Annotated in this window: 18 protein-coding genes; 5 read left to right on the forward strand and 13 right to left on the reverse strand. The window is 71.6% G+C overall.

What is annotated here, in order from left to right:
• Window positions 1-2: 2 nt before the first annotated feature.
• The 8 genes from ACGLYG10_RS01060 to ACGLYG10_RS01095 are packed head-to-tail and all read right to left on the reverse strand — an operon-like array spanning window position 3 to window position 12171.
• Window positions 3-2069 (reverse strand): DUF6541 family protein, encoded by a 2067-nt coding sequence (locus ACGLYG10_RS01060; protein ID WP_073327188.1) that lies wholly within the window; start codon window positions 2067-2069, stop codon window positions 3-5.
• Window positions 2066-3361: a nucleotide sugar dehydrogenase gene (locus ACGLYG10_RS01065; protein ID WP_073327190.1), complete on the reverse strand. Its 1296-nt coding sequence runs from the start codon at window positions 3359-3361 to the stop codon at window positions 2066-2068. The genes ACGLYG10_RS01060 and ACGLYG10_RS01065 overlap by 4 nt, the downstream gene beginning before the upstream one ends.
• A 48-nt stretch (window positions 3362-3409) precedes the next feature.
• Window positions 3410-5065 (reverse strand): glycosyltransferase, encoded by a 1656-nt coding sequence (locus ACGLYG10_RS01070; RefSeq protein WP_073327191.1) that lies wholly within the window; start codon window positions 5063-5065, stop codon window positions 3410-3412.
• A gap of 6 nt (window positions 5066-5071) precedes the next feature.
• Window positions 5072-6379: a glycosyltransferase family 2 protein gene (locus ACGLYG10_RS01075; protein WP_073327193.1), complete on the reverse strand. Its 1308-nt coding sequence runs from the start codon at window positions 6377-6379 to the stop codon at window positions 5072-5074.
• Window positions 6380-6384: 5 nt separating this feature from the next.
• Entirely contained in the window at window positions 6385-7527 is a 1143-nt protein-coding gene (locus ACGLYG10_RS01080; RefSeq protein WP_073327194.1) for a glycosyltransferase family 4 protein, read from the reverse strand.
• On the reverse strand, window positions 7524-8759 hold the full coding sequence (locus ACGLYG10_RS01085) for a glycosyltransferase family protein (protein WP_210578459.1): 1236 nt from the start codon (window positions 8757-8759) through the stop codon (window positions 7524-7526). Before ACGLYG10_RS01085 ends, ACGLYG10_RS01080 begins: the two co-directional genes overlap by 4 nt.
• Window positions 8756-10306 carry a glycosyltransferase gene (locus ACGLYG10_RS01090; protein ID WP_073327196.1) on the reverse strand — a complete coding sequence of 517 codons (1551 nt, stop codon included), beginning with the start codon at window positions 10304-10306 and terminating at the stop codon, window positions 8756-8758. Before ACGLYG10_RS01090 ends, ACGLYG10_RS01085 begins: the two co-directional genes overlap by 4 nt.
• A complete protein-coding gene (locus ACGLYG10_RS01095) occupies window positions 10303-12171 on the reverse strand; it encodes an ABC transporter ATP-binding protein (RefSeq protein WP_170866422.1) in 1869 nt (622 codons plus the stop codon). The genes ACGLYG10_RS01090 and ACGLYG10_RS01095 overlap by 4 nt, the downstream gene beginning before the upstream one ends.
• Before the next feature lie 112 nt (window positions 12172-12283).
• Here ACGLYG10_RS01095 and wecB point away from each other — a divergent pair, with 112 nt between their 5' ends.
• Complete coding sequence (gene wecB / locus ACGLYG10_RS01100) at window positions 12284-13390, forward strand: non-hydrolyzing UDP-N-acetylglucosamine 2-epimerase (protein ID WP_073327199.1); 1107 nt, start codon at window positions 12284-12286, stop codon at window positions 13388-13390.
• Between the two features lie 91 nt (window positions 13391-13481).
• On the opposite strand, the gene ACGLYG10_RS01105 is transcribed toward wecB, so the two are convergent.
• From ACGLYG10_RS01105 to ACGLYG10_RS01120, 4 genes are read right to left on the reverse strand one after another with little or no spacing between them, the layout of a single operon-like run.
• Window positions 13482-14735, reverse strand: a complete 1254-nt coding sequence (locus tag ACGLYG10_RS01105) for a glycosyltransferase (RefSeq protein ID WP_083565265.1) — start codon at window positions 14733-14735, stop codon at window positions 13482-13484.
• Complete coding sequence (locus tag ACGLYG10_RS01110) at window positions 14732-15739, reverse strand: Gfo/Idh/MocA family protein (protein WP_073327200.1); 1008 nt, start codon at window positions 15737-15739, stop codon at window positions 14732-14734. Before ACGLYG10_RS01110 ends, ACGLYG10_RS01105 begins: the two co-directional genes overlap by 4 nt.
• A 1-nt stretch (window position 15740) precedes the next feature.
• On the reverse strand, window positions 15741-16871 hold the full coding sequence (locus ACGLYG10_RS01115) for a DegT/DnrJ/EryC1/StrS family aminotransferase (protein WP_073327202.1): 1131 nt from the start codon (window positions 16869-16871) through the stop codon (window positions 15741-15743).
• On the reverse strand, window positions 16871-17572 hold the full coding sequence (locus tag ACGLYG10_RS01120; protein ID WP_073327203.1) for an acyltransferase: 702 nt from the start codon (window positions 17570-17572) through the stop codon (window positions 16871-16873). Before ACGLYG10_RS01120 ends, ACGLYG10_RS01115 begins: the two co-directional genes overlap by 1 nt.
• Window positions 17573-17683: 111 nt before the next feature.
• Here ACGLYG10_RS01120 and ACGLYG10_RS01125 point away from each other — a divergent pair, with 111 nt between their 5' ends.
• A complete protein-coding gene (locus ACGLYG10_RS01125; protein WP_073327205.1) occupies window positions 17684-18400 on the forward strand; it encodes a glycosyltransferase family 2 protein in 717 nt (238 codons plus the stop codon).
• A 21-nt stretch (window positions 18401-18421) separates the two neighbouring features.
• Window positions 18422-18775 carry a DUF2304 domain-containing protein gene (locus ACGLYG10_RS01130; RefSeq protein WP_073327206.1) on the forward strand — a complete coding sequence of 118 codons (354 nt, stop codon included), beginning with the start codon at window positions 18422-18424 and terminating at the stop codon, window positions 18773-18775.
• An 860-nt stretch (window positions 18776-19635) separates the two neighbouring features.
• Here ACGLYG10_RS01130 and ACGLYG10_RS01135 read toward each other — a convergent pair.
• Window positions 19636-20526, reverse strand: coding sequence for a glycosyltransferase family 2 protein (locus tag ACGLYG10_RS01135; RefSeq protein ID WP_073327208.1), 891 nt, complete (start codon window positions 20524-20526; stop codon window positions 19636-19638).
• Window positions 20527-20683: 157 nt separating this feature from the next.
• On the opposite strand from ACGLYG10_RS01135, the gene ACGLYG10_RS01140 reads away from it, so the two are divergent.
• Complete coding sequence (locus ACGLYG10_RS01140; RefSeq protein ID WP_108969576.1) at window positions 20684-21967, forward strand: LCP family protein; 1284 nt, start codon at window positions 20684-20686, stop codon at window positions 21965-21967.
• Window positions 21968-22019: 52 nt separating this feature from the next.
• Window positions 22020-23489: an LCP family protein gene (locus tag ACGLYG10_RS15490; protein ID WP_244542523.1), complete on the forward strand. Its 1470-nt coding sequence runs from the start codon at window positions 22020-22022 to the stop codon at window positions 23487-23489.
• The last annotated feature ends 72 nt before the right edge of the window (window positions 23490-23561 follow it).

A 23561-nucleotide genomic window follows, 5' to 3' on the forward strand; every position in this document is an offset into this window, starting at 1 on the left:
ACTTACTGGTCCCAGCCACAGGCACTGATCAACCACAGTGTGTGGTCGCCGTCGGTCGCCACCCGCGTCAACGCCTCGCGCGGCAGCTCGTCGAGCTGGTTGGACCAGCGTGGCGTCTCCGCACCGCCGGGGGCGCCGCCCTCGGTGGGGTCGTCGTCGGTGTAGTAGTAGTGGGCACCCAGCCGGTCCAGGGCGGCGCACACCTGCGGATCGTCAAGGATCTCGTCCGCGTGCCGAGCCACGATGCGGCGGTCTGCCTCGGCGTAGCGCCGCAGGGTCGGATAGACCACGTCGACTCCGGTCAGTGACCAGTAGTAGGCCGAACCATTGGTGGGCTGACCGAGCACCACCGCGTCCTCGGGTAGCAGGTCCGCGGACGCGCGGATGAAGTCGATCTCCTCCTCGGACAGCATCATCGGCCAGCGGCTGATCGTCGGCTGGTAGGAGAAGGCGATTACGTAGTGGTGAAAGCCCGAGCGGGCGACCGCGGCGCCGCCAAGGGCGACCGTACTCACGGCGAGCAGCGCCGCCGCCGCGCGCAATCCCCAGTCGGCACGGTTCGGCTGCGGGGAGGCGAGCAGCGCCGCGCGGCGCCCCCGCGCCGAGTCCCCTAGCCCCTCCAGCGCGGTCACCGCCAGCACCAGGACGGCGATCTCGAACAGCGGCATGATCCGGGCGCGCTGCAAATACCAGGGCGAGGCGAACACGCGCAGTGGACCATCCGTGTACACGGAGGCGACCATCAGCAGCACGGCGAGCACAGCGGTGAGGATCGCCCAGCGATGCCGGCGTCGAACCACGGAGACGACCACTCCGACGGCCGCGACCACGGTCAGGCTGGCCCCGCCCCAGCCGCCGTCGCGGATGGCCCGGGTCATGGCCGAGTCGTGGAAGGCCTCACGCAGCACCGCCATCGCATTCGCACTCGGCCGGTGGTAGGTGAACAGCATCCGCAGCTGGTCCCAGAAGCCAATCACGCCCAGGGCCACCGCCAGCACAACCAGGCCGGCCAGGGCCATGATGATCATCCGCTGGCGGTTTCCGGTGCGCCAGCGCTGCGTGATCGCCACCAGCCCCACCACCAGCAGCGCGGGCACGCCGATAACCGCCAGGTTGAACGCGGAGGCGCCGTGCACCGCCACCAGTCCCAGGCAGGCGAAGCCGGCGGCCAGCCAACCACCGACCCGGGAGGCGGCCGCGCGGCGCTCTCCCCGGCGCGGCCGGGCCACCATCACCAGCGACACCGCCCCGGGCAGCAGGCACACCGCCCACCCGTAGGGCCACAGGGTCGACATGAGCACGAAGGGGCCGGTGGCGATGGTGGAGGCGACGATGCCGGTCAGCAGCGGCAAGGCGTCTCGGATGCGCCGCGAGGGCGCGCTGAACAGGGCAGACAGCAGGGAGGCGCAGCCCAGCGGCCAGACCACGGCGAGCCCGACCAGCACGGTGAGGTTGGCGGACACCGCAACGGGCTCGGGCACGATCGCGGTCAGGGCGTGCCAACCGGTCGGGTAGTAGTGGACCTCCCCCCAGTACATGGGGGCGAGCGCGCCGATCGGGTAGGCATCGGCGAGGTCACGCACGTAGGCGGCCGCATTCAGGTGCCAGACGCCGTCAGAGGCCTGCATGGGCTTGTCCGCCGGCCCGATGCCGGTGATCACGGCACGCCCGGACAGGGCGGCAGCCAGTCCCAGGGCCCCGCCCAGCGGCCACCACGGCCCCGGCCCCACGGCGGGTGGCCGCAGCCGGGCGCGCAGGCGCTCCCAGCCGGAACCCGCCGCCGGCGGATGGCCGTGGCGGCGGCGCGCCCACGCGCGGGCCGCGGCGGCCCCGGCCAGGCAGGGCGCCAGCAGCGCCAGCGTACCGGCGAGGGCGGTGCCCGTACGCCAGGGCACCCCGCCCCAGCGGTACAGGACGGTCAGGGCTCCGACGGCGGCGGCGGCGATGGCCGGGGCCGCCCCGAGGGACTGCAGGCGCGCCAGGCCGAAGGCCCGCCCCACCAGGTAGCCGGGGGCGAGCAGGAAGGCAAGAAGGAAGGCGGCTGCGGGCAGTGCCTGAAGCCAGGTCACTTGCCCCCGCCGATGGTCAGGCGGGGGGTGCCGGCCCACAGGGCGGGGTCGGTGACGCGGCGGCCGTCGAGCAGCAGCCGCACGCCGGGCAGGTCCGCGGGGGCCAGGGTGGCGTACTCGGGGTGGTCGGCCTGGACGATGGCGACGTCGACGGCGTCGCCGAGGTGGTAGGCGTCCCAGCCGAAGCCGGCCAGCTCGGCGTCGGTGTACATGGGGTCGTGGACCAGCACCTGCGCGCCCTGCTTCCGCAGCGCCTCGACCGTGGGAAACACGCCGGAGAAGGCGGTCTCCTTCACCTTGCCGCGGTAGGAGGCACCCAGCACCACCACGCGCATCCCCTCGAGGCTGCCGAGCACCTCCACCGCACGGTCGACCACGTACTGCGGCATGGTGGCGTTGAAGGAGCGGGCGGTGCGCACGATCGAGGCGTCCGGGTCGGTGGACAGGTACAGGCGCGGATAGACGGGGATGCAGTGGCCGCCCACGGCGATGCCGGGCCGGTGGATGTGGGAGTAGGGCTGGGAGTTGCAGGCGTCGATGACGCGCTGGATGTCGAAGCCTGCCTTGTCGGCGTAGACGGCGAACTGGTTGGCCAGACCGATGTTGACGTCCCGGTACGTGGTCTCGGCGAGCTTGGCCATCTCGGCGGCCTCGGCAGTGCCCATGTCCCACACGCCGTTGGGGTGGGGCAGGTCGGTGCGCTCATCGAAGTCGAGAACCTGCTCGTAGAAGCGGATACCGGCCTCGGTGCCGGCCTGGTTCAGGCCGCCCACCAGCTTAGGGTAGCGGCGCAGGTCGGCGAAGACCCGCCCGGTCAGCACGCGCTCGGGGCTGAAGACCAGGTGGAAGTCCTCCCCCTCCTTCAGCCCGCTGATCTCCTCGATCAGCGGCTTCCAACGGCCGCGGGTGGTGCCGACCGGCAGGGTGGTCTCGTAGGAGACCAGGGTGCCGGGGGTCAGGTGCTCGGCCAGGGAGCGGGTGGCGGCGTCCATCCACTCGAAGTCCGGCTCCCAGGTCTCATCGTTGACGAACAGCGGCACCACCAGCACCACGGCGTCGGCGCCCGGGATGGCCTCGGCGTAGTCGGTGGTGGCGCGCAGCGCCCCGGCGGGCACCAGCCGGGCCAGTCGGTCGGCGAGCTCGGCCTCACCGGGGAAGGGCTCGCGGGCGGCGTTTACGGCTTCTACGGTGGCGGGGTTGACGTCCACGCCGATGACCTCGTGGCCCTTTCCGGCGTACTGGACCGCCAGGGGCAGACCGATCTTTCCCAGGGCGACGACGGCGATGCGCATGCAGATTCCTTCCTCAGCGGCTGCAGCAGGCGAAACGAGAATACCCGTTCAGCCCGCCGCAGCGGCTCCAAGGAGAAGAGCATCATAGTGAACCCTGACATGTGACCAGTCGTTGGTACGCAGGATGTGCTCCTGCTGACGACGGCGGTAGTCGGCGTCGTCGGCCAGGGCCAGAATGCGGGCGGCGGCCTCCTGCGGAGTGTTCACCACCCAGTCCTCCGGGAACAGCGCCGCCGGGCCGCCCCAGCGGGCGACGTCGGGCCAATTGCGGCATACGGGCAGGGCGCCGGAGGCGACCCCCTCGATGAAGCCCTCGTGAGTGCCCTCCCGGCGCGAGGCGGAAATGATCACGCCGGCGCGCCGCAGGTACTGCTCCACCACCTCGGTGCGACCGGTAATGGTGACGGCGTCGCCGAGGGCCGCCAGGCGGGCGGTCACGGTGTCGGCGTAGATGCGCTCCTCCGGAGACAGGTGACTCGAAAAACCGGGGCCGATGAGTAGCAAATGCCAGGCCGGGTCGGTCTGGCGCAGCAGGTCGAGGGTGTCCAGGGCCCAGGCGGGGTCCTTGCGCAAGGCGGCCCAGCCCACGAGCGCCAGGGTGCGTGCCGCGCTCGGCTCCTTGGGCAGGGCGAAACGTTGCAGCTGTGCCCGGTTGGGGACGGTAATGACCTCCAGGGTTTCGGGCAGGTGCAGGCTGGCGCGCAGAATCTCCCGGATTGCAGGGGCAACGGTGACCAACTGGTCCACGGCGGCCCAGTCCACTAGCTGCGGCATGACGGTGGAGGCCTCGTAGGAATGGATACGGATCAGGAGACGGGCCTGGGGGGCAAGTACGGGGGCGAGCAGACTCGCCCATACAGCGGCGGCGCTCCCCCACTCCACGAAGATGGTATCCGCCCAGGCCAAGGCGGCGGCGATGTCGTCGGATATGCCGGTCAGCAGGCCGGCACCGGCGAGATCCGCCCCGCGGGCCAGCCGCAGGCGGGCGTGCAAGAGGCTGCGGCGCGATGGCCTGAGGGACAGGTCGAGCAGGTCCAGGGTGCGCACCTCGCAGCGGACATCGGCGCGGTAGTCCTCCACGATGCCGCCCACGAAGTTCCAGTTCCTCAGGGATATGAACAGCAGCCGCCGGGGCCCGCCGCGACCGCGCGGAGTACGGCGGCGGGCGGGCAGCGGCGCGGTGGCGGCGGCCCACGCGGACGAGGCGCGCAGCGGGGACAGAAAGACGGCGGGGTCTGCAGCCAGGGCGGAGGGGGCGGCCGAGAAGTGCAGGCTCGGGTGGAACATGGCCCGCGTCGCCATGTCCAGCAGTTCCTCCGCGGCCGCGTCGGCGCCGGCCTCCCATGCGGCGTCGGCCTGCGCGAGTAGGTCGGTCAGGGCGTTCGGGGGCAGAGCACCAGCGGCGGTTTGCGCGCCCGTGTTCATGGCCAGGATGGCCTCCTCGACGGCGACGACGGCCGCCGCTCGCCGGCCGCCCAGCAGCCCGCGCGCCCGCCCCAGCAGGCGGTGGGCGTGTGTGTGCTCACCCCGGTCGGCCAAGAAGCGGGCGCGCCGGGCCGTCTCGATGGCGCCGCCGATGGCGCCGCCACGGTGTATGGCCAGGCGCAGGCGCGCCAGAGTGAGGGCGGCGAGCGCCGTCCGTCCCGGCGAGGTGGCGGCGGCGCGGGAGGCGATCCCGTTGATCCCGGTGGCGGTACGTGGCATCGGTATTCAGTCCTGGTCGGGGGCCGGAGGAGCACCGGCCGCAACGGGTACGGATACTGCCGGTAGCAGCTTGGTCAGCAGTGAGGCGGACATGAAACGCAGCGGCGCCTCCCGATCCAGGAGCCAGGCAGGATCGCGGGTGAGCAGGGTGGCGGGACGCCCGTGGCGGCGGCGCGCCTGGGCACGGTGGATCAGCGTGGCCGCAGGCACGGCCGGATCCAGACAGGCATCGAGGAGGTCGCGGTCCGCAAGCGACAGGACGCGGTCGAATCCGGGTGCAGCACCGTGCAGGCGCCGACACATTCCCGCCAGCGCGGCCCGCTCGGTGGGCGTCCAGATCTCTTCCCGGTCACGGTAGTAGACGGCGCCGAACACGTGGATGCGCACCATTTTGACCACTACGGCGCGGCGCTGGGCCGCGGTGAGGGAATTGAACCAGGGGGCCGTGACCAGGGCGGGCAGGAAGCCGAGCTGCTCGTCCATGGGACGCACCACATAGGTGACGCGGTCGGAGGCGTCCTCGCCGATCAGGTAGACGGGTCCGGCGGCGTCATAGGCGGTGGGCACGGTGGCGAACAGGCCGGTCGCCATGGCCACGTCCTCGCCTACGGGGACCCCCTCCACCAGGTGGGCGCCGGTGCGCCGGAGCATCGCCACGCTGAGCAGCCCCAGCGGGGCGGAGCGGTAGGCGAGGCGGTCGGCGACCAGGTCGGTGCAGGCCAGGCGACGGATGGCCCGGGCGGCGGGACCACCAGGGCGGTTCGGACCACGACCGGCCGCGCGGGAGCACAAGTACGGGGCGAGCAGCCGAGTGGGGCGTGGTGCGGGCGTGGGCACGATCGTCGTCGGGCTCCCCAGGGCCAGACGAGGAATGATGAACTCGGCGCCGGTGGCGCCGGACAGCGTCAGCCAGGAAGCGACGGCCCCTGCGGCCAGGCGGTCGTCGGAGCCCATGATCGATACCCACGGGGTGCGGGCGGCGCGCATGCCCGCGTTGAAGGGGCCGGAGGCGGAGGGGCGAGGGTCGATGTGCTCCAGGTAGCGCACCAGCTCGCGGTGCTCGGGCCGGATCGCCGAAGCGATCTCCTCGGCGGTGCGGTTGTGGCACACGACGGTGACGGCAGCCTCTGGGTTGCCATCGAGCAGCGAGGCGACGGCCCGGCCGATCGGTCGGGCGGGGGTGTGGCAGGCGACTACTACGTCCACCCGTGTGCCGGGCGGCGGCTCGGGGCGCCCGAGGTCGGTGCGTTCGACGGTGTTGGGGCCGAGTCGACGGCGCCCGCGGGCGGCGGGTTGAGCGAGTGTTTCGTGCACGTGCGTTACCCCCGGGGCTCGTCACCGGGCCAGGTCTCACCCCGCGGGGCGAGTAGGTCGCGGTAGGCGGTGTTGTAGCCGCGGGTGGCCGCGGCGGTGGAGAAGCGGTCGCCGATGGTCGCGGCGATGGCCTGGGCGGGCGTGGCCGCGGTGGCGGCGTCGAGTTCGGCCACCGCGTCGGCCCACTGGGACGCATCGCGGCTGGCGACCAGGCGCGAGTAGGCGGGGTCCAGGTACTCGCTCTGGCCGCCCTTGGCGCCGGTGACCACGGGGCGGCCGGCAATGACCGCCTCCGCCACGGCGATGAAGAAGTTGTCGGAGCGGGTGGGGGCCAGGAACACGTCCGCATCCGCGAGCGCGGCGCGCACGCCCGCGGCATCCAAGGTTCCGGTCAGGGTGATGCGCCCGGCCAGGTCGGGCGCGGCGGCGCGCTCGGTGACGGCGTCGCGCAGGGGCCCCTCCCCCACCCAGGTCAGGTGGGCGTCGACGCCGCGGCGCACGAGTTCGGCCACGACCTCGAGGGCCAGCAGCGGGTCCTTGCGGTCGATGATTCCGCCGACGCTCACCAGCCGCAGCGTTCCGTCGCCGCGGTCCCGCCGCGGGGCGGGCGGATAGGGCTCGACAATGCACGGAACCGGGCGGGTGTCCCGCCCGCCGCGCCCCAACGCCACGCCGTCGGCGAGGAACTGGGAGTCGGTGGTGACGATGTCGGGCAGGCGCAGCAGCCGCCGCAGTGCGGGCAGGGCGGCCCGGGCGGTCGGCGGCAGGGTCTCCGGCGCGGTCAGCGCGGACCAGTGCTCGGTGTGGATCCAGGGCAGCCGCGGCCGCAGCAGGGCGGCGGGTTCCAGCGCGGAGGCGGCCATGGTGTGCAGGATCTGCGGGGTGAAGGCGTCGCTGCGCAGAGCCGCGCCCAGGGCGCGGGCGGCGCGGGCGACGTCGGCGGGGTTTTGTGGGTTCATGGGGATGCGCCGCACGGGCAGGCCGGCATGCATCAGACGGCGGGTGCCGTCGTCGTCCCCGGGCGCGACCAGGTGAAGCACGCGCAGCTCGTGCGCCCGGCCGATGGCGTGGAGGTTGTTGACCACGAAGCTGCCGCGGGAGGGGGCGACGGCCGTGGGGAACCAGGTGGTTACGGCGAGGACCCTCATGCGTTCTCCCCGGTGTCGGTGCCGCGGTCGGCCGGGACGGCGAGCGTCGGATCGACGGCGGCGGCGCGGCGGTCCGCGGCCAGGATGGCGTCCCACCAGCCGGACATCTGCTGCTCGGCGGACAGCTCGCGGGCGGCGGCGTGGGCGGCGGCCTTGCCGGCGGCGACCTGCGCGTCGGTGAGCGAGTCCAGGGTGGCGGCCAGGGAGGCGGCGGTGAAGTCCGCCGTGACGGCACCCAGGTGGTACTGCTCGACCACGCGGGCCATTTCCGGGCTGGGTGAGACGACCGCGGCCAGGCGGGCCTGGATGAAGTCGAACAGCTTGTTGGGCAGGGTGTGCTTGTAGTTGAAGGAGACCGGCGGGATGGAGAAGACGCCGACGTCGTAGCGGGCGAGGGTGTCGATGAGCTCGGCGTAGGGGACGGGGTCCATCACGTGCACGCGGCCGGCGCGGTCGGCGGGCAGGGCGGCGGCCTGGGCGCGCAGAGCGTCGATGACGGCGGGGTCGTTGCGGGTCAGGTACAGGTCCAGGGTGACGTCGCGTTCGGTCAGGCCGACGGCCTCGACCATGATCTCCAGGTGCCGGTCGGGCAGGGCGGCGCCGGAGTGCACCAGCCGCAGGGGGTGTCCGACCGGGGTGGGGTCGGCCTGCCGGTAGGGGGTGGCGTTGGTGACCACCTCGGCGCGGATGCCGTATTCGCGGCGGTAGGCGTCGGCCAGTCCCTGGGCGACGGTGGTGACCGAGTCCGCGCGGGTCACGTAGGTGCGGCACAGCCAGCGCACGTAGGGCGCGACGAAGATGCGCCAGCGGGGCACGCCCTCCTTCTGCCGGGGGGCGTACTCGTGCAGGTCGGCGTGGACGCCGCCGGCCGGGCGCAGCCACAGGGCCAGTGGCACGGTTTCGGCGTCGTCGGCCAGGACCACGTCGAACTCGCCGGGCTCCAGCTGTTCACGCACCCAGGCGACCACCTCCTGGTGCGCCTGGGCGCGGGCGAAGCGGCGGGCGATCAGGTCGGCGCGATCCAGCCGCCAGGAGACCAGCTCATCCGGGATGCGCACGTGCCGGGCCACGCCGTCGGGAGCCTCGCCGTAGCCGCAGGTGGTGACCTCGTGGGTGGGGGTGAACAGGCGCACCTGCTTCAGGACACGGGCGTCGGCGGCGATTGGGGAGAAGGAGATGATCAGCAGGCGGGGCCGCCGAGGCGCGGAGGTGGGGCCGGAGGGGACGCTCATGCGCGTTCCCCCATCAGGGCGCGGCGGTAGGCGCCGATCAGCGCCCCGGTCTCCTGCTCCCAGGTGAGCTGCGGGCAGGCGGCCAGGGCGGCGGCCCGGTAGCGGTCGGGGTCGGCCAGGATGTGGGAGATGGTGGCGGCCAGATCCGCCGGGTCCTCCCCGGAGAAGACCTCCCCCACCCCGTAGCGTTCGACGACGGCGCGGATGTCCGGCAGGTCGGCGGCCGCCACGGGCAGGCCGCCCCGGATGGACTCGAATAGCTTGTTGGGCAGGGCGAAGCGGTAGGACAGACAGGTGGGGCGCACGTGCACCACCGCCACGTCGGCGTCGGACAGGGCGTCGGCCACCTCGTGCGGGGCTACCGGCCCCACCCGGTGTACACGGTCGCTCACGCCGTGGCGGGCGGCTTCGCGGGCGAGGGCGGCGAGGTAGTCCGGTTCGCCGTAGCCGAGCATGACCAGGTGGACGTCGGCGGGCAGGTGCGGCAGAGCGGCGATGGTCTCCTCGATGCCGCGGGAAGTGGTGATGCGCCCGCCGTAGGCGATGACCTTGTCGGTGGGGGCCAGGGCGGCCAGTTCGTGCAGCCGTCCGCGGCCGGGATCGGGCAGGGGGCCGGCCGCGGGAATGTTGCGCACCAGGGCGGGTGGAGTCTCCAACCGGTAGTGCTCGGTCAGCCAGTCGACGATGGAGGGAGAGACGGTGATGACGGCATCGGCGCGGCGGATGCCGCGCTTCTCGACGGCGGCCTCCACCTTGCGGGCCACGGGCCGGTCGGTGCGGACGTTGCGGTGCAGCCACAGCTCGTGGGAGTCGTAGACGAGGCGGGCGTGGCAGCGATCCACGATCCACAGGGCAGGGGCGAGGGTGTTGCCGTCGTTGGCGTGAACCACGTCGGGCATCCAGGCCAGCGCGGCGCGGGCGGCGCGCAGCCAGTAGTCGCCCAGGGAGACGGTCTTGTAGGCGCGCATGGCCGCGTCGGCGGTAAGCGCGCCGGCGCGGTCGGCCGCCGCGTGTGCCGCGGTGGTGATGGTCGGGCGGGGGGCGTGCTCGCGGACCGTCTCAACCTGGGCGGTGTCGGTCGCCGATGCGGGAACCGCCGCAGTCCCGTCCGCGAGCGCCGGTGTGCCCTGGGGCTCGGTGCCGGCGCCGCTGGCGGCCGGCGTCTTGAGTGCCTCGGCGCCCGTGGGCGCGCCGGTCTTGCCGGTGACGCGGTCGCGCAGGGCCGCCAGGCGGGGGGACACATTGGCGAGGGCGAACTCGCGGGCGCGCACGATGTCGACGCCGTCACTCACCGGGACGGTGCCCTCGGGGTAGCCGGAGTTAGCGCGGGCGACGGCGAAGATGCGCACGGTGGCACCGGCGGCGCGCAGGGCGGCCGCCTCCTTCAGGACGCGGGCATCATTGTGAGCGTCGTTGTAGACGAGCATGGCTACGCGCGGGCCCCGCCCGTTGAAGGTCGGTAGCCGCAGCGCCGACCCGCCCGGGACGGGTGCGCCGGAGGGAGCTGTCCGCGTGACGGCGGTGTCGGCGGGCATCGTCTCATTCATGCGGTCTTCTCCTGCCTGTCCGGTTGCATGCGGGAAGCGGCGCCCGCGGCGCCCCGGGCGGCCGACTCATCGTCGTCGTCGAGCAGTCCGGCCAGGGCCGCCTGCTGGGCGAAGTCGGGGGCGGCGGCGACCACCTCGTCGAAGGTGCCGGAGGCGACCAGGTGGGCATCGCGCATGAAGCACACCTGGTCACTGTGGCGGATGGTGGCCAGGCGGTGCGCCACCACAATGACGGTCACCTCGCCGGACAGCTCCGCGACCGCCTCGGTGACGGCGGCCTCCGTGGCGGTGTCCAGGGCGGAGGTGGCCTCATCCATGATCAGTACGAGCGGCTCGGAGTACAGGGCGCGGGCGATGCCCAGGCGCTGGCGCTGCCCGCCGGACAGCTTCATGCCGCCCTCGCCGACCGATGCCCAGATGCCGCCCTCACGCTCCTCGATGACGTCGAGCAGTTGGGCACGGCGCAGCGCCCGGCGCACGCGTTCGACGTCAATGGAGTCGGTGTCCCAGGACAGGGCGACGTTGTGGGCGACGGTCGAGTCGAACAGGGAGACTTCCTGGGGCACGTAGCCGACCCGGGAGCGCCAGGAGTGCAGCACCTCGGTTAGCGGCACGTCGTCGACCCGCAGCTGCCCGTCCGAGGGGGTGAGCAGCCCCAGGATCATGTCCACCAGGGTGGACTTGCCCGAGCCGGAGGCACCGACCAGGGCGAGGGAGGTGCCGAAGGGAAGGGTCAGGGAGACGTTCTCCACCGCCGGATTGTCGGAACCGGTGTAGGTGAAGGAGACGTTGTCGAGCACCAGGGCGCGGGCGTCGTCGGGCAGCTCGGTGCCGGCGACCATCTCGGCATGCTGGGCCCGGTTGACGCGGCCGGCCTCGATCTCCGCGAGCACCCGCTCGGCGTAGGGGATATTGGAGCCGGTCTGCCCCATGATCGTCTGGAAGCGGGTGATGGAGGGGACGATGCGGAAGCCGCACACGCCGAACAGGGCGAGGGAGGACAGCGCCTCGCTCTGCCCACCCTGGGCGTAACCGATGCCGGCGGCGATGGCCAGGCCACCGATTAGGGCGATCTCCAGCATGTAGCGGGGCACCGCGCCGAGGAAGGACTGGTCGGCGCGGGCCTGGGAGGCCTTGCGGCGTTCGGCGAGCACCACGCGCTCGAGTTCGGCGGCCTTGTCCCGCAGGGTGATCTCCTTCAGGGAGTGGACCATTTCGGAGACCAGGCGAACGGCACGCACCGAGTAGGTGCGGTTGTCCTTGCCCGCGGCCACCGCCCGGCGCAGCACCCATAGGTACATGGCCAGGGCGACGATGCCGAAGTAGGCGACGGTTACGGCCGCCATCGCGGGACGGGCGACGAACAGCACCACCATGACGGCCACGAAGGTGCACACCTCACCGGCCAGCTGGGTGAAGGGGATCAGCACGCCGGAGACGGTGGAGGCCACGCCCACGTCCGTGGAGCGGACCAGGTCGGTGGAGTGGCGGCGCAGTCGTTCGGCCCAGGGGGCATAGAAGAAGGAGTCGAGCAGTTGGGCGCCCAGGTCCTGTTCGAAGCTGGCGAAACGCTTGGTGGAGGCGCGTTGAATGGCGATGGCCAACAGGTCCTTGCTGATGATGAGTAGGCACACCACCACCAGCAGCCACACCGTGCCGGTGCCGCCCACGCTCATGCCTATCACCGGGATGGTGAAGGAGGCTCCCGTCATCAGGGGGGTTAGTAGGAGCGCCAGGAGTCCCAGGGCGGCGACGTCAAGCAGGGACAGCGCTGAGAAGAGGCCGGCGAAGGTCAGTATGAAGCGCGCAGCGTCATGAGGCAGGACGCTCAGCAAACTCCTCACGGTGCGCAACAGCAAACTCACCCGGCGAGTATATCCAGGGGATGTCTGCGCGCGGGCTCTTCTTGCCGACGCGTCACCGGTCCCGACGTCGACTGACGGTGGTTTCACGCCACCGGCCGGTAGAGTCCGGGCTATGAAGGTGCTGTCCGTGGTCGGGGCCCGCCCCCAGTTCGTCAAGCTCGCCCCCATCGCCCACGCCTGCGCTGCCGCCGGCGTGGAGCATGTAATCGTGCACACCGGTCAGCATTACGACCCCATGCTCTCGGACGTGTTCTTCCGCGATCTGGGCATTCCCGCGCCAGACGTGCACCTGGGCGTGGGCTCGGGCTCGCACGGGGTGCAGACCGGGGCCATGCTGGCGGCCATGGACGGGGTTCTGGCCGAGCACGCCCCTGACTGGGTGCTGGTCTACGGGGACACGAACTCCACGCTCGCCGGGGCGCTGGCGGCGGTGAAGCTGCACGTGCCGAGCGCCCACCTGGAGGCGGGGCTGCGCTCCTTCAACCGCGCCATGCCCGAGGAGATCAACCGGGTGCTCACCGACCACGCCGCCGACCTGCTGCTTACGCCCACCGCGGTGGGTGCTGCGCACCTGGCCGCCGAGGGGCTGGCAGAGCGCACCGTGGTGGTGGGCGACGTCATGACCGATGTGCTGCTGCAGGTGCGCGATCAGGTGGCGGGCGAGGCGTCGCCGGTGATGAAGGAACTGGGCCTGGCCGAGGGCGGCTACTCGCTGTCCACCATCCACCGGGCGGAGAACACCGACGACGCCGGCCGGCTGCGCGCGGTGCTAGATGCCCTGGCCCGCGTGGACCATCCCGTGGTGCTGCTGGCACATCCGCGGCTGGTGGCCAAGTGCGCCGAGCACGGCATCGACCTGGAGGCCGTCGGCGGGGCCCCGGGCTCGCAGCTGCTGGTGCACCCTCCCCTGTCCTACCCGGAGCTGATCGCCTCCGCCCTGCACGCCCGCGGCGTGGTCACGGACTCCGGCGGCTTGCAGAAGGAGGCCTTCCTGCTGCGGGTGCCGTGTACGACGGTGCGACCGCAGACCGAGTGGGTGGAGACCGTGGAACTGGGCTGGAATGTGTTGGTGGAGCCCGGGGAGGCACTGGTGGCGGCGGCCTCCCGTCCCAGGCCGGCCGAGCCGGACCCGGGCGCGGCCACCCCCTACGGCGACGGTCAGGCCGCCGAGCGGGTGGTGGCCGAGCTGTGCACCCGCGCCGGCACCGTCACCTTCTGACCGTCCGACTCCCGTCCGGGCCGTTCTGACTGGCCCGGCTCGGCCGGCCGCCCACGAGCGCCACCAACCTCTGCGAGCACCAAGTCGTGTGTCAGTCCGCCACCGACGCCTCGGCCAGCAACACCTCGGCGGCGTCGCGCAGGGCGGCCAGCATGGAGCGGTGCCGCATGACCCACTCCCGACGGCGCTGCACCGCCTCGGCCCGCTGCGAGTCACCCGCACGGGCCGCTTCCAGGGCGGCCAGCATGGCGCCGGCGACTTGCTCGACGTCGTAGTCGCTGGCCCAGCCCAGGGCGTTGGCGGGCAGGTCCGTGCGCGCCGGCCCGGGTCCGGCGTAGACCACCGGCGTGCCGCAGGCCAGGGCGGCGAAGATCTTGGTCGGGTAGGCGAAGTCGTAGCCAAGCCCCGGGCGAATGGACACCACCGAGGCCACCGCCCCGCGCTGCCAGGTGGCGGCCTGCGCGGCCGGCACCAGGTCGTGAAACTCCACGCGCGCGTCCCCGCCCGCCAGGTCCTTTAGCACCTGCCAGTCGCTGCCCTGCCCCAGGAACACCAGCCTGGCCTCGGGCTCCTCCCGGTGCACCAGGCGCAAGGCCTCGATGAATACGCCCGCCCCCTGCCACTCCGAGGCGGTGCCGGCGTACAGGAAGTACGGCGCCGCTGGTGCGTCGGCGGCGCGCGGCCCAGCGGGGGTGAACACGTCGGTGTCGATGCCGTTGGGCACCACGGTCACCGCGCGGGCGCCCAGTTCCCGCACCCGCTCGGCCACGCCGTCGTTGACGGCCAGCACGGTGCGGGCGCCACGCAGCACCAGGCCCTCCACGCACCGCAGGGCACCGACCACCCAGCCGGGGGCGCCGGTGGAGGCGGCGGCGTCGGACCACACGTCGGCGGCGTAGTAGGCGTAGGGGGCACCGCGCAGGGCGGCGGCCACGCGCACCACCGCCCCGGTTGTTGGCGGTGGCTCGGCGACGATCAGGTTCGGCGCGGGCCCGGCCAGCAGCCGTGCCGCGAGCGGGATGTCGAAGCTGAGGTACTGGGCGTAGCCGCGGATGTAGCCACTCTTGTCGCGCAGGGCCGGGGCGGAGCGCACCGTCACGCCGGGGTCGGCGGGCGTGTCCATGCCCGGCGGGGTGGAGGTCAGCACGGTCACCTGTGCGCCGGCGGCGGCCAGGGCGCGGGCCAGTCCGCGCAGTCGCAGCGCGGCGGCGGCCGGTTCGGGGGCGTACAGGCGGGTGGCCAGCACCACCCGGGGGTGGCCACCGCGCGGGCGGGCGCGCAGCGCGGCGGCCGCGAGGGCGGTGCCCGCACCCGCGGCGGCCAGGGCGAGCAGGCGGCGGTTCACAGCTGCACGGTGCGGCCCTCGGCCGCGGAGGTGAGCACCGCCTCAACCACCCGCAGCGTGTTGACGCCCTCGGCCATGGTGACGTGTTCACTGCCCACGCCGCGCACGGCGTCGCGGAAGCGCTCCTGTTCCAGGGCCAGCGGCTCACGCTTGGGGATGGCGTAGCGGATGACGTCGCCCTCGGTGACACCGCGGAAGTTGGCGACCTGGTCCCAGTCGGAGGTGACGGTCCCGTTGGCGTAGAAGGTCAGGTCGCCGGTGAGCGTATCCGCCACGAAGGCGCCCTTCTCCCCGGTGACGATGGTGACGCGCTCCTTGAAGGGGGTCAGCCAGTTGACCACGTGGGAGACGATCACGCCGCTGGCCAACCGTCCGGAGGCGACCACCATGTCCTCGTTCTCCCGGCCGGAGCGGTGGGCCACCTGGGCGCTGATGGACACGTACGGCGAGCCCGCCACCCAGGCGGTCAGGTCGACGTCGTGGGTGGCCAGGTCCTTGACCACGCCCACGTCGCTGATGCGCGCCGGGAAGGGGCCCTGGCGGCGGGTGAGCACCTGGTAGACCTGGCCCAGCTCGCCGGCGTCGAGCCGCTCCCGCAGCGCCCGCAGGGCCGGGTTGCAGCGCTCCACATAGCCGACGGCACCCACCAGGCCGCGGGACGCGAAGGCGTCGCGCACCCGCTCGCCGGCCTCGACGGAGTGGGCGATGGGCTTTTCCACCATGGTGGGAACGCCCGCCTCCGCGAGCGCCAGGGCGACCTCCTCGTGGAAGACGGTGGGGACGGCGACCATGGCGGCATCCAGGCCGGCGTCGATGAGGGCGTGCACATCCGGCAGCACTTCCAGGTCCCCGGCGACGCCGAAGCGGTCGCCGCCCGGGTCGGCCACGGCCACCAGATCCACGCCCTCGGTGGCGCGGATGACCCGGGCGTGGTGGCGGCCCATGGAGCCCAGGCCGATCAGGCCCAGGCGCAGCGGAGCGGCGGTGGTGGCGTTCTCGCTCATCTCAGGCACCCGCCTTCACGACGGCGTCCACGGCCTGCACGATGCGATCCAGGTCGGCCTGCGACAGGGAGGGGTGGACCGGCAGGGAGAGGCACTCGCGGGCGACCAGTTCGGTGTTCGGCAGTTCGAGGTCGGGTGCGTAGGGGGCCAGGGAGTCCAGGCGGTGGTTGGGGATCGGGTAGTAGACGCCGGAGCCGACCTGCCACTCCTCGCGCAGGGCGCTCTGGGCGGCGTCGCGCTCGGCGGCGGTGGCCCCCTCCAGGCGGATCGTGTACTGGTGGTAGACGTGCCGGTAGCCGTCGGGAACATGCGGGGTGATCACGCCGGGGACGTCGGCGAGTCCGGCGTCCAGGGCGGCGGCATTGGCACGGCGCGCCTCGGTCCAGCCGTCCAGCTTCTTCAGCTGCACCCGGCCGACGGCGGCGGCCACGTCCGTCATGCGGTTGTTCAGGCCCACCAGCTCGTTGGCGTACTGCTTCTCCATGCCCTGGTTGCGCAGCAGACGCACGCGGCGCGCCAGTTCGGCGTCGGAGGTGGAGACGATGCCACCCTCCAGGGTGGTCATGTTCTTGGTCGGGTAGAAGGAGAAGGACCCCCATGCCCCGAAGGTGCCCACGGGCTTGCCGTTGATGGCGGCGCCGTGCGCCTGGGCGCAGTCCTCGAAGACCGCCAGGTGGTGGCGGGCGGCGAGCTCCATGATGGCGTCCATGTTCGCCGGCAGGCCGTACAGGTGCACCACCTCAATGGCGACCGTGTTGTCGGTGATGGCGGCCTCCACCGAGGCCGGGTCCAGGGTGAAGGTGACCGGGTCAATGTCGGCGAAGACGGGCTTGGCACCGGTGATGGCCACGGAGTTGCCGGTGGCCGCGAAGGTGAAGGAGGGGACGATCACCTCCGGGGCACCGCCCTCGGCCTTGAGGTTGCTGGCCAGGGTGGCCAGGTGCTGGGCGGAGGTACCGGAGTTGACGGCGACGCAGTGGGCGCCGGCGACCACCTGGGTGGAGAACTCCTCCTCGAAGGCGGCGACCTGCGGCCCCTGGACGACCATGCCAGAGGCCAGGACGGCGTCGACGGCGGCGCGCTCCTCGTCCCCGATGATCGGCTTGGCGGCGGGAATGAACTCGCGTGACATCAGTGGGTGACCTCCCGGATCGTGTTTTCGGAACTGTTGGGGGCAAGTGTTTCTTCGTACAGGGTGCCGGTTGCGGGGCAGCGCCACCGGCGCGTGCCTGCGGGGGCCGGCTCGCCGGCGGCATCGGCGGGGGCGGCGTCATTGCGCGCGGTCGCGTTCGCGGCGTCTTCCTGCACGGGGACGAGCGGCTCGCCGGCGCGGCCCACCCAGCCGATGCGGCGGGCGGGAACCCCGGCCACCAGCGCGTGTGCGGGCACGTCCTTGGTGACGACGGCGCCGGCGGCGACGGTGGCCCATGCGCCGATGCGCACGGGGGCGACGCACACGGCGCGCGCCCCGATGGAGGCACCCTCCTCCACGGTTACGCCGACCGGTTCCCAGTCAGAGGCCGACTTCAGGGAGCCGTCGGGGTTGACGGCGCGGGGGAAGTGGTCGTTGGTGAAGGTGACGGCGGGGCCGACGAACACGCCGTCCGCCAGCCGGGCGGGCTCGTAGATCAGGGCGTAGTTCTGCACCTTGCAATTGCGCCCCATGCGCACGCCCTCGCCGATGTAGGCGCCGCGGCCCACGATGCAGCCCTCACCGAGCACCGCGTGCTCGCGAACCTGGGCCAGATGCCAGATGGATGAGCCATCCCCGATGGTCGCGTCGGGTGAGACGTCGGCGGATGGGGCGATCCGGGCTGGACTGGCCGGGCTCATGGCGGCTCCTCACTGGCCTGAAGCTGGGCACTGGGCGTACATCGGAGCACCGACCTCAACCGGGCGGCACTGCGTGGCCATCTTAGGACAATCGTGTGCGAGAATGCGGCGGTGACGTCCACCGATGGCCAGCAGTCGCCGCCACCCGCTCCGGTTGTCCCGCTCACCGACGCCTGGCTGGTGATTCCCCTGTTCAACGAGGCTCAGGTGGTGCGCGGCGTCATTGAGGAGGCGCGGCGCGTCTTCCCGCTGGTCGTCGCCGTCGACGACGGCTCGCGGGACGACTCGGCAGCACAGGCCGCGGCGGGCGGCGCCGTCGTCGTCCGGCATCCGCTCAACCTGGGTCAGGGGGCGGCGCTGCAGACCGGCATCACCTATGTGCTGGAGCGTACCGACGCCAACTTCGTGGTGACCTTCGACGCCGACGGGCAACACTCGGTGGCCGACGCCGCCGCCATGGTGCAGGCTGCCCGGGATGAGGACCTGGCGTTCGTGCTGGGGTCGCGGTTCCTCCAGGGTCCCTCCCCCGTCGGCTGGCTCAAACGACTCGTGCTGAAGACCGCCGCGGTGGCGGCCTCGCACACCACCGGCATGCACCTGACCGACGCGCACAACGGCCTGCGAGTAATCCGCCGCGACGCCGCCGCCCGGCTCGACCTGCGCCAGAACCGGATGGCGCACGCCTCCGAGATCATCCGCCAGCTAGGCGCCACCGGGCTGCCGTGGCGGGAGTTCCCGGTACACATCGCCTACACCGACTACTCCAAGGGCAAGGGGCAGTCATTGTGGAACTCGATCAACATCCTCGTTGACCTGCTGTTCTCGTAACCCACCCCCATACTTGATGTCATGAGCTCACAGATCATCATTCAGGTCTTCCTCATCGCCGCGGTCGCCGCCATGGGGTGGATGATGCTGCGCTCACCGGGCGGGGCGCGCCATCAGGCCGGCCGCCGACTCCTGACCCTGGCCTTCGTCATTTTCGCCATCGCCGCGATCGTGGCGCCATCGCTGCTGACCCGGTTGGCGCACCTGGTGGGGGTCGGCCGCGGCACCGACCTGCTGCTGTATGCGCTGGTCGTGGCCTTCCTGTTCCAGATCCTGTCCTCGTTCCGGCGCAACGCCGCCCGCGAACGGCAGATCACCCGGCTGGCCCGGCGTGTCGCACTCGACGACGCCCCGCCGCCGCCCTCGCTGCCCTAGGTCGTGTTGTGTGAGTCGTTTGTGCTGGTGGGGTGGTGCTGGCGATGTGGATGGTGGTCTGATAGCGGATGGCGAGTTCGTCGTACCTGGTGGCTACGGGCCCCAGCTTGAGTGGGCTGGTGTGCGCCCGTCGAAGGGGGCGAGTGGGTCTTGCACCGCCCCGGTTGGACCGCCCACGCCCCGTTGGACCGCCCACGCCCGGTTGGACCGCCTACGCCCCGTTGGACCGCTGTAACCGGCGGCTACGGCGGTCCAACCGGGGAACAGGAGTCCAACCGGGGAACAGCGGTCCAACCGGGGAACAGCGGTCCAACTGACAGGCTCAACAACCACACACCGCCACCCAAGCACTCACACAACAGGACCTAAGGCCCTAAGACGTGCCGCACGTGATGACGTCCGCCATCGCGAAACCTACTCGTCGGAACTTCCTTCAGCCCCGGGCCAGGCCTGACGAACAGCATCGGCAAACGTGTTGAGTCTTTCACGCTCGAACCGCCTCAGGAGATCGTCCAGGTCCCATCTCGGTCCCTTGCGTCCCGTCCTGCCAAGAACTTCAGCAAGCGCCCGGCACACGCTACTCGGACTTAGACCGAGCAAGTCGAGCAGAAACTCGTCAGGGAAGTCGCATCACCGTTGCCTCTACTTCGTCCTCGACCTGCTTGCTCCACAACAGTCTAAAGGCGTCGGTGCACCCGATCTCTAACAGGACGTCCCGCAGTGTGCTGGGAACAAGCACGCACGCATCAAGAAAAGCAGAGAAGGCCATGGCAAGTCAGTCTCCCGCGCGCACCGCCTTGAGGGCCTCCTGGACCTCGGCGGGGTCGTAGCGATGGGGACGATCGTCCTTCCGGGCAGTCTCAGCCGCGGCGGGCTGCGCGCACGGCGATCTCCTCGCGGGCCTTCAACCCCGCGGACACCGCCCAGCGCACGGGCGCCTGCCAGACGGCCGGGTGACTGGCGTTGATGTAGCGGCGCGCGGAGGCGTGGTGAGCGCGGATCATGCGCTCGGGCCGGCTCTTCCAGCTGGCGCCCTGCGCGTGTACGACGACGGCGTCCGGCACCTGCAGGTTGAGCCAGCCGGCCCTCCCCACGCGCGCGCCCAGGTCGACGTCTTCGAAGAACATGAAGTAGTCCTCGTCGAACCCGCCCAGCCGTTTCCAGGCGGCAGCGGGCAACAGCAGGCAGGCCCCGGACAGCCAGCCGACGGCGTGCGTAGCATCCTCATTCGTGCCGTGATAGGCGGAGGAGAAGGGGTTCCCCGGCCACACCTTCCCCAGGATGGCGTGGCCTGCCCCACCCACCAGGGACGGCAGGGCCCGACCGGACGGGTAGACGCTCCCGTCCGGGTTCAGCAGCCGCGGCCCCAGGCAACCGGCCCGAGGCTCGGCGTGCCCCGCCTCGATCAGCGTGTCCAGGCTGCCCGGGCGCCACTGGATGTCCGGATTGGCGACCACCAGCCAGTCCTCGGTCAGATCGCGGGCCGCGAGGTTGGCTCCCGCCCCGTATCCGCGGTTGGTGCCGTCGCCGACCACGCGCGCCCCGAAGCGCTCGGCGGCACGGTTGACGTACTCATGCTCGGTGCCGTTGTCGGCAATGACCACGTTCGGGGTCCGCCTGGTGGCGGCGCACAGGGTTTCAAGGAAGCGCTCAAGCTCCTCGCCCGGGTTGTAGGCGACCGTGACCACGCGAATCGTCTCCGGCGGCGGCCCGGCCGAGGCGTGGGGCGAGGTAGGCGTTGCGTCAGTCACGCGTGGGAGACTACACGCGCATCCGCCCGCGTGTGCGCACCCGTGAGAAGCCGCATACCTTAGGGTGGAATGAACAGGAAATGACGACAATCGTCTGAGATTCCTCCGCGTAAAGAGCGCGGAATCACAGCTTCTCACAGACGGGTTCCTTATGATCATGGACGTGCCCTCCCACGCCAAGCCCAAACCACACGCGAGGCATTCCGCCAAGGATCTGACGCGACGCACCGCGCGCCGGTTCCTGCTAGCCGGGTTCGCCGTGGTGCTGTTCGTGGTCTCCGGCGTCGGTATCGCCTACCACGACCTCCAGTCGCAGGTGAACACCATCGACATCAACGATCTGCTGGACGACAACCGCGACACGCGGCAGGTGGCGGACAGCTATGAGGGCCAGGCTGTCAACATCCTCATTCTGGGAACCGACTCACGCGCGGGGGCCAATAACGTCGACGGCTCCGAGGGCAGCGAGGAGGTGGCGGTGGCCCGCTCGGACACCGCCATGATCCTCCACCTCCCTGCAGATCGTTCCCGCATCGAGCTCGTCTCCATCCCGCGCGATCTACTGGTGGACATCCCCGCTTGCAAGACCGCCGACGGCGGCTCCACAGAGCCCATGTCCTACACCGCGTTCAACACCGCCTTCGCCAACGGAGCCGGCGCCAGCGCCGATGATGACGCCGTCGCCGCCGGGGTGGCCTGCACCCTCGCTACCGTCGAAGAGCTGACGGGCCTGTACATCGACGAATACCTGGTCGTGGACTTCAACGGCCTGATCACCACGGTCGACGCGCTCGGCGGCGTCAACCTGTACGTGGACGAGGACATCAACGACACCGAATACACCAAGCTGGTCCTGGAAAGCGGCTGCCAGCACCTGGACGGCGCCACCGCCCTGCAATACGCGCGCGTGCGCCACGGCGTCGGCGACGGCTCGGACCGCCAACGCATGCCCCGCCAGCAGAACCTGGTGGCAGCGATGCTGCGAACCGCCAAGTCCAAGAACTACCTCACCGACGCCGACGCCCTGTACAGCTTCGCCCGCGCCGCCCTGGGCTCGCTGACGGCCTCGCCGGGCTTCGGCTCCCTGACCAACCTGGCCGGGCTGGCCCTGTCCATCGGCGACGTCGGCATGGACCAGGTGACCCTGATCACCATGCCCAATGAGGAGGCGCCCTGGGATCGCAACCGCGCACTGCCCACGGATGAGGCCGACGCCGTATGGGCGGCGATGAAGGCCGACACCCCCATCTCCGAGGCCCTGAGTGATACGGCTGCTCAGGAGCCCACGGATTCCTCGGCTGACGCCACCTCCCCCGACGCGGCGCAGGATGACCAGGCGACGCAGCCAAGCTCCAGTTCCGACCAGTCCGGCACCACCGCGAATGAGACGACCCCCACCGCCGACGCCACCCCGGAGGACCCCGCCGCCCAGTGCTACTGAAACAGGCCCACGACACCGCAACCGAGCCCAAGGGACAGGAGGCCAGGCACCGGTGAGTTCCACCGACGACGGCGATCTTCCCCCGTCATTCACCCCCGGAAACGGCAAGCCCAGCCGCCGGACCAGCAACCCTGCCCGTCCGGCCCGGCCCTCCGGCCAGCAGGCCCGCCGCCCGGCCACGACACCCGCCAGTTTCGAGCCACGGCCCAACGGACGCAGTGCCGACGGCGACGCCGCCGCTCACAGCGGTGCCGCCCCCCGCCGCCCGCTCCCGCGACGAGCCTCGACGTCGTCGTCTGGCGGCGCTCCCGTCCGGGCGAGTGAAACCGGGCGCAGCGGCGCCGCCCCCAGGAGTCGGGCGCGAGCCGGATCGTCGGCGGTACCTCTGAGTTCCACAAGCTCCCGCTCGGCGCGTGCCCCCGAGGGCACCCGGGTGCTGCCGGCCGGTGCCGCCCCCTCGGAACGCAGTCGCAATGTGCCCCGCCCACCCGCCGCGGCACGCCCGGGCACGCTGGCGCCCACGTCCGCACTGAACGATCACACTCAGCCCGAACCGCCGTCACCCCCCACCCGCAAGAGGCGACACCACCCGCTGCGGTGGGTCGCCGCGGTGTTGGTGCTCCTGCTGGCGCTGGTCGGTGCGCGCGTCGCCTGGCTGGCCCACGACGTGAACTCCAAGCTGCAGCGCGTCGAAGCGCTGTCCGGCGCGGACGACACCCCCGGGGAGACCTGGCTGATCGTCGGCTCCGACTCCCGTGCCGACGGCGCCGTCGTCGACAACACCGAGGGCGCCCGCTCCGACTCGATCATGCTGCTGCACAAGGCGCCCGGAGGACAGGCCTCACTGACCTCGCTGCCCCGCGACACCTTTGTGGAGATCCCCGGTTACGGCGGCAACAAGATCAACGCCGCCTACTCCTACGGCGGCCCCACCCTGCTGGTAGCCACCGTCGAACAGCTGACCGGACTGACCGTTGACCACTACGTCGAGGTCAGCATGGGCGGAGTGTCCTCCATGGTGGACGCCGTCGGCGGCATCAACGTCTGCCTGGACTACGACGTCAACGACGCCGACTCCGGCCTGGTTTGGGACACTTCCCAGGGCGAGTGTCAGGACGTCGACGGGGAGAAGGCGCTGGCCTATTCCCGTATGCGCAAGTCCGACCCGACCGGTGACATCGGGCGCGGCCTGCGGCAGCGTGCGGTCATCTCCGCAGTGGTCTCCAAGGCGGTCTCCACCTCCACCCTGACGAGCTTCTCGCAGCAGGACACGCTGGTGAACGCCGGCACTCAGGCGCTTGTGGTCGATCAAGACGCCTCCATGGTCGACCTGGGACAAATGCTGCTGGCCTTCCGCTCCGCCTCCAACGCCGGCCTGACCGGGGCACCGCCGATCGCCAGCCTGGACTACGAGCCGGGAGGAATCGGCGCCGCCGTCCTGCTGGAGGACACCACTGCCCCTGGCTTCTTCGGCAAGCTGCGCGAGGGCACGCTGCAGACCAGCGATTTCAACCAGTCCTGAGCACCTGGTGCGCAGGCCAATCGGGGGCTGCGGCAAACCGTCAACTCCCAGGCCGACACGAGCGCCCCGCGC

The organism is Actinomyces glycerinitolerans (assembly GCF_900098745.1).
Taxonomy (GTDB): domain Bacteria; phylum Actinomycetota; class Actinomycetes; order Actinomycetales; family Actinomycetaceae; genus Actinomyces; species Actinomyces glycerinitolerans.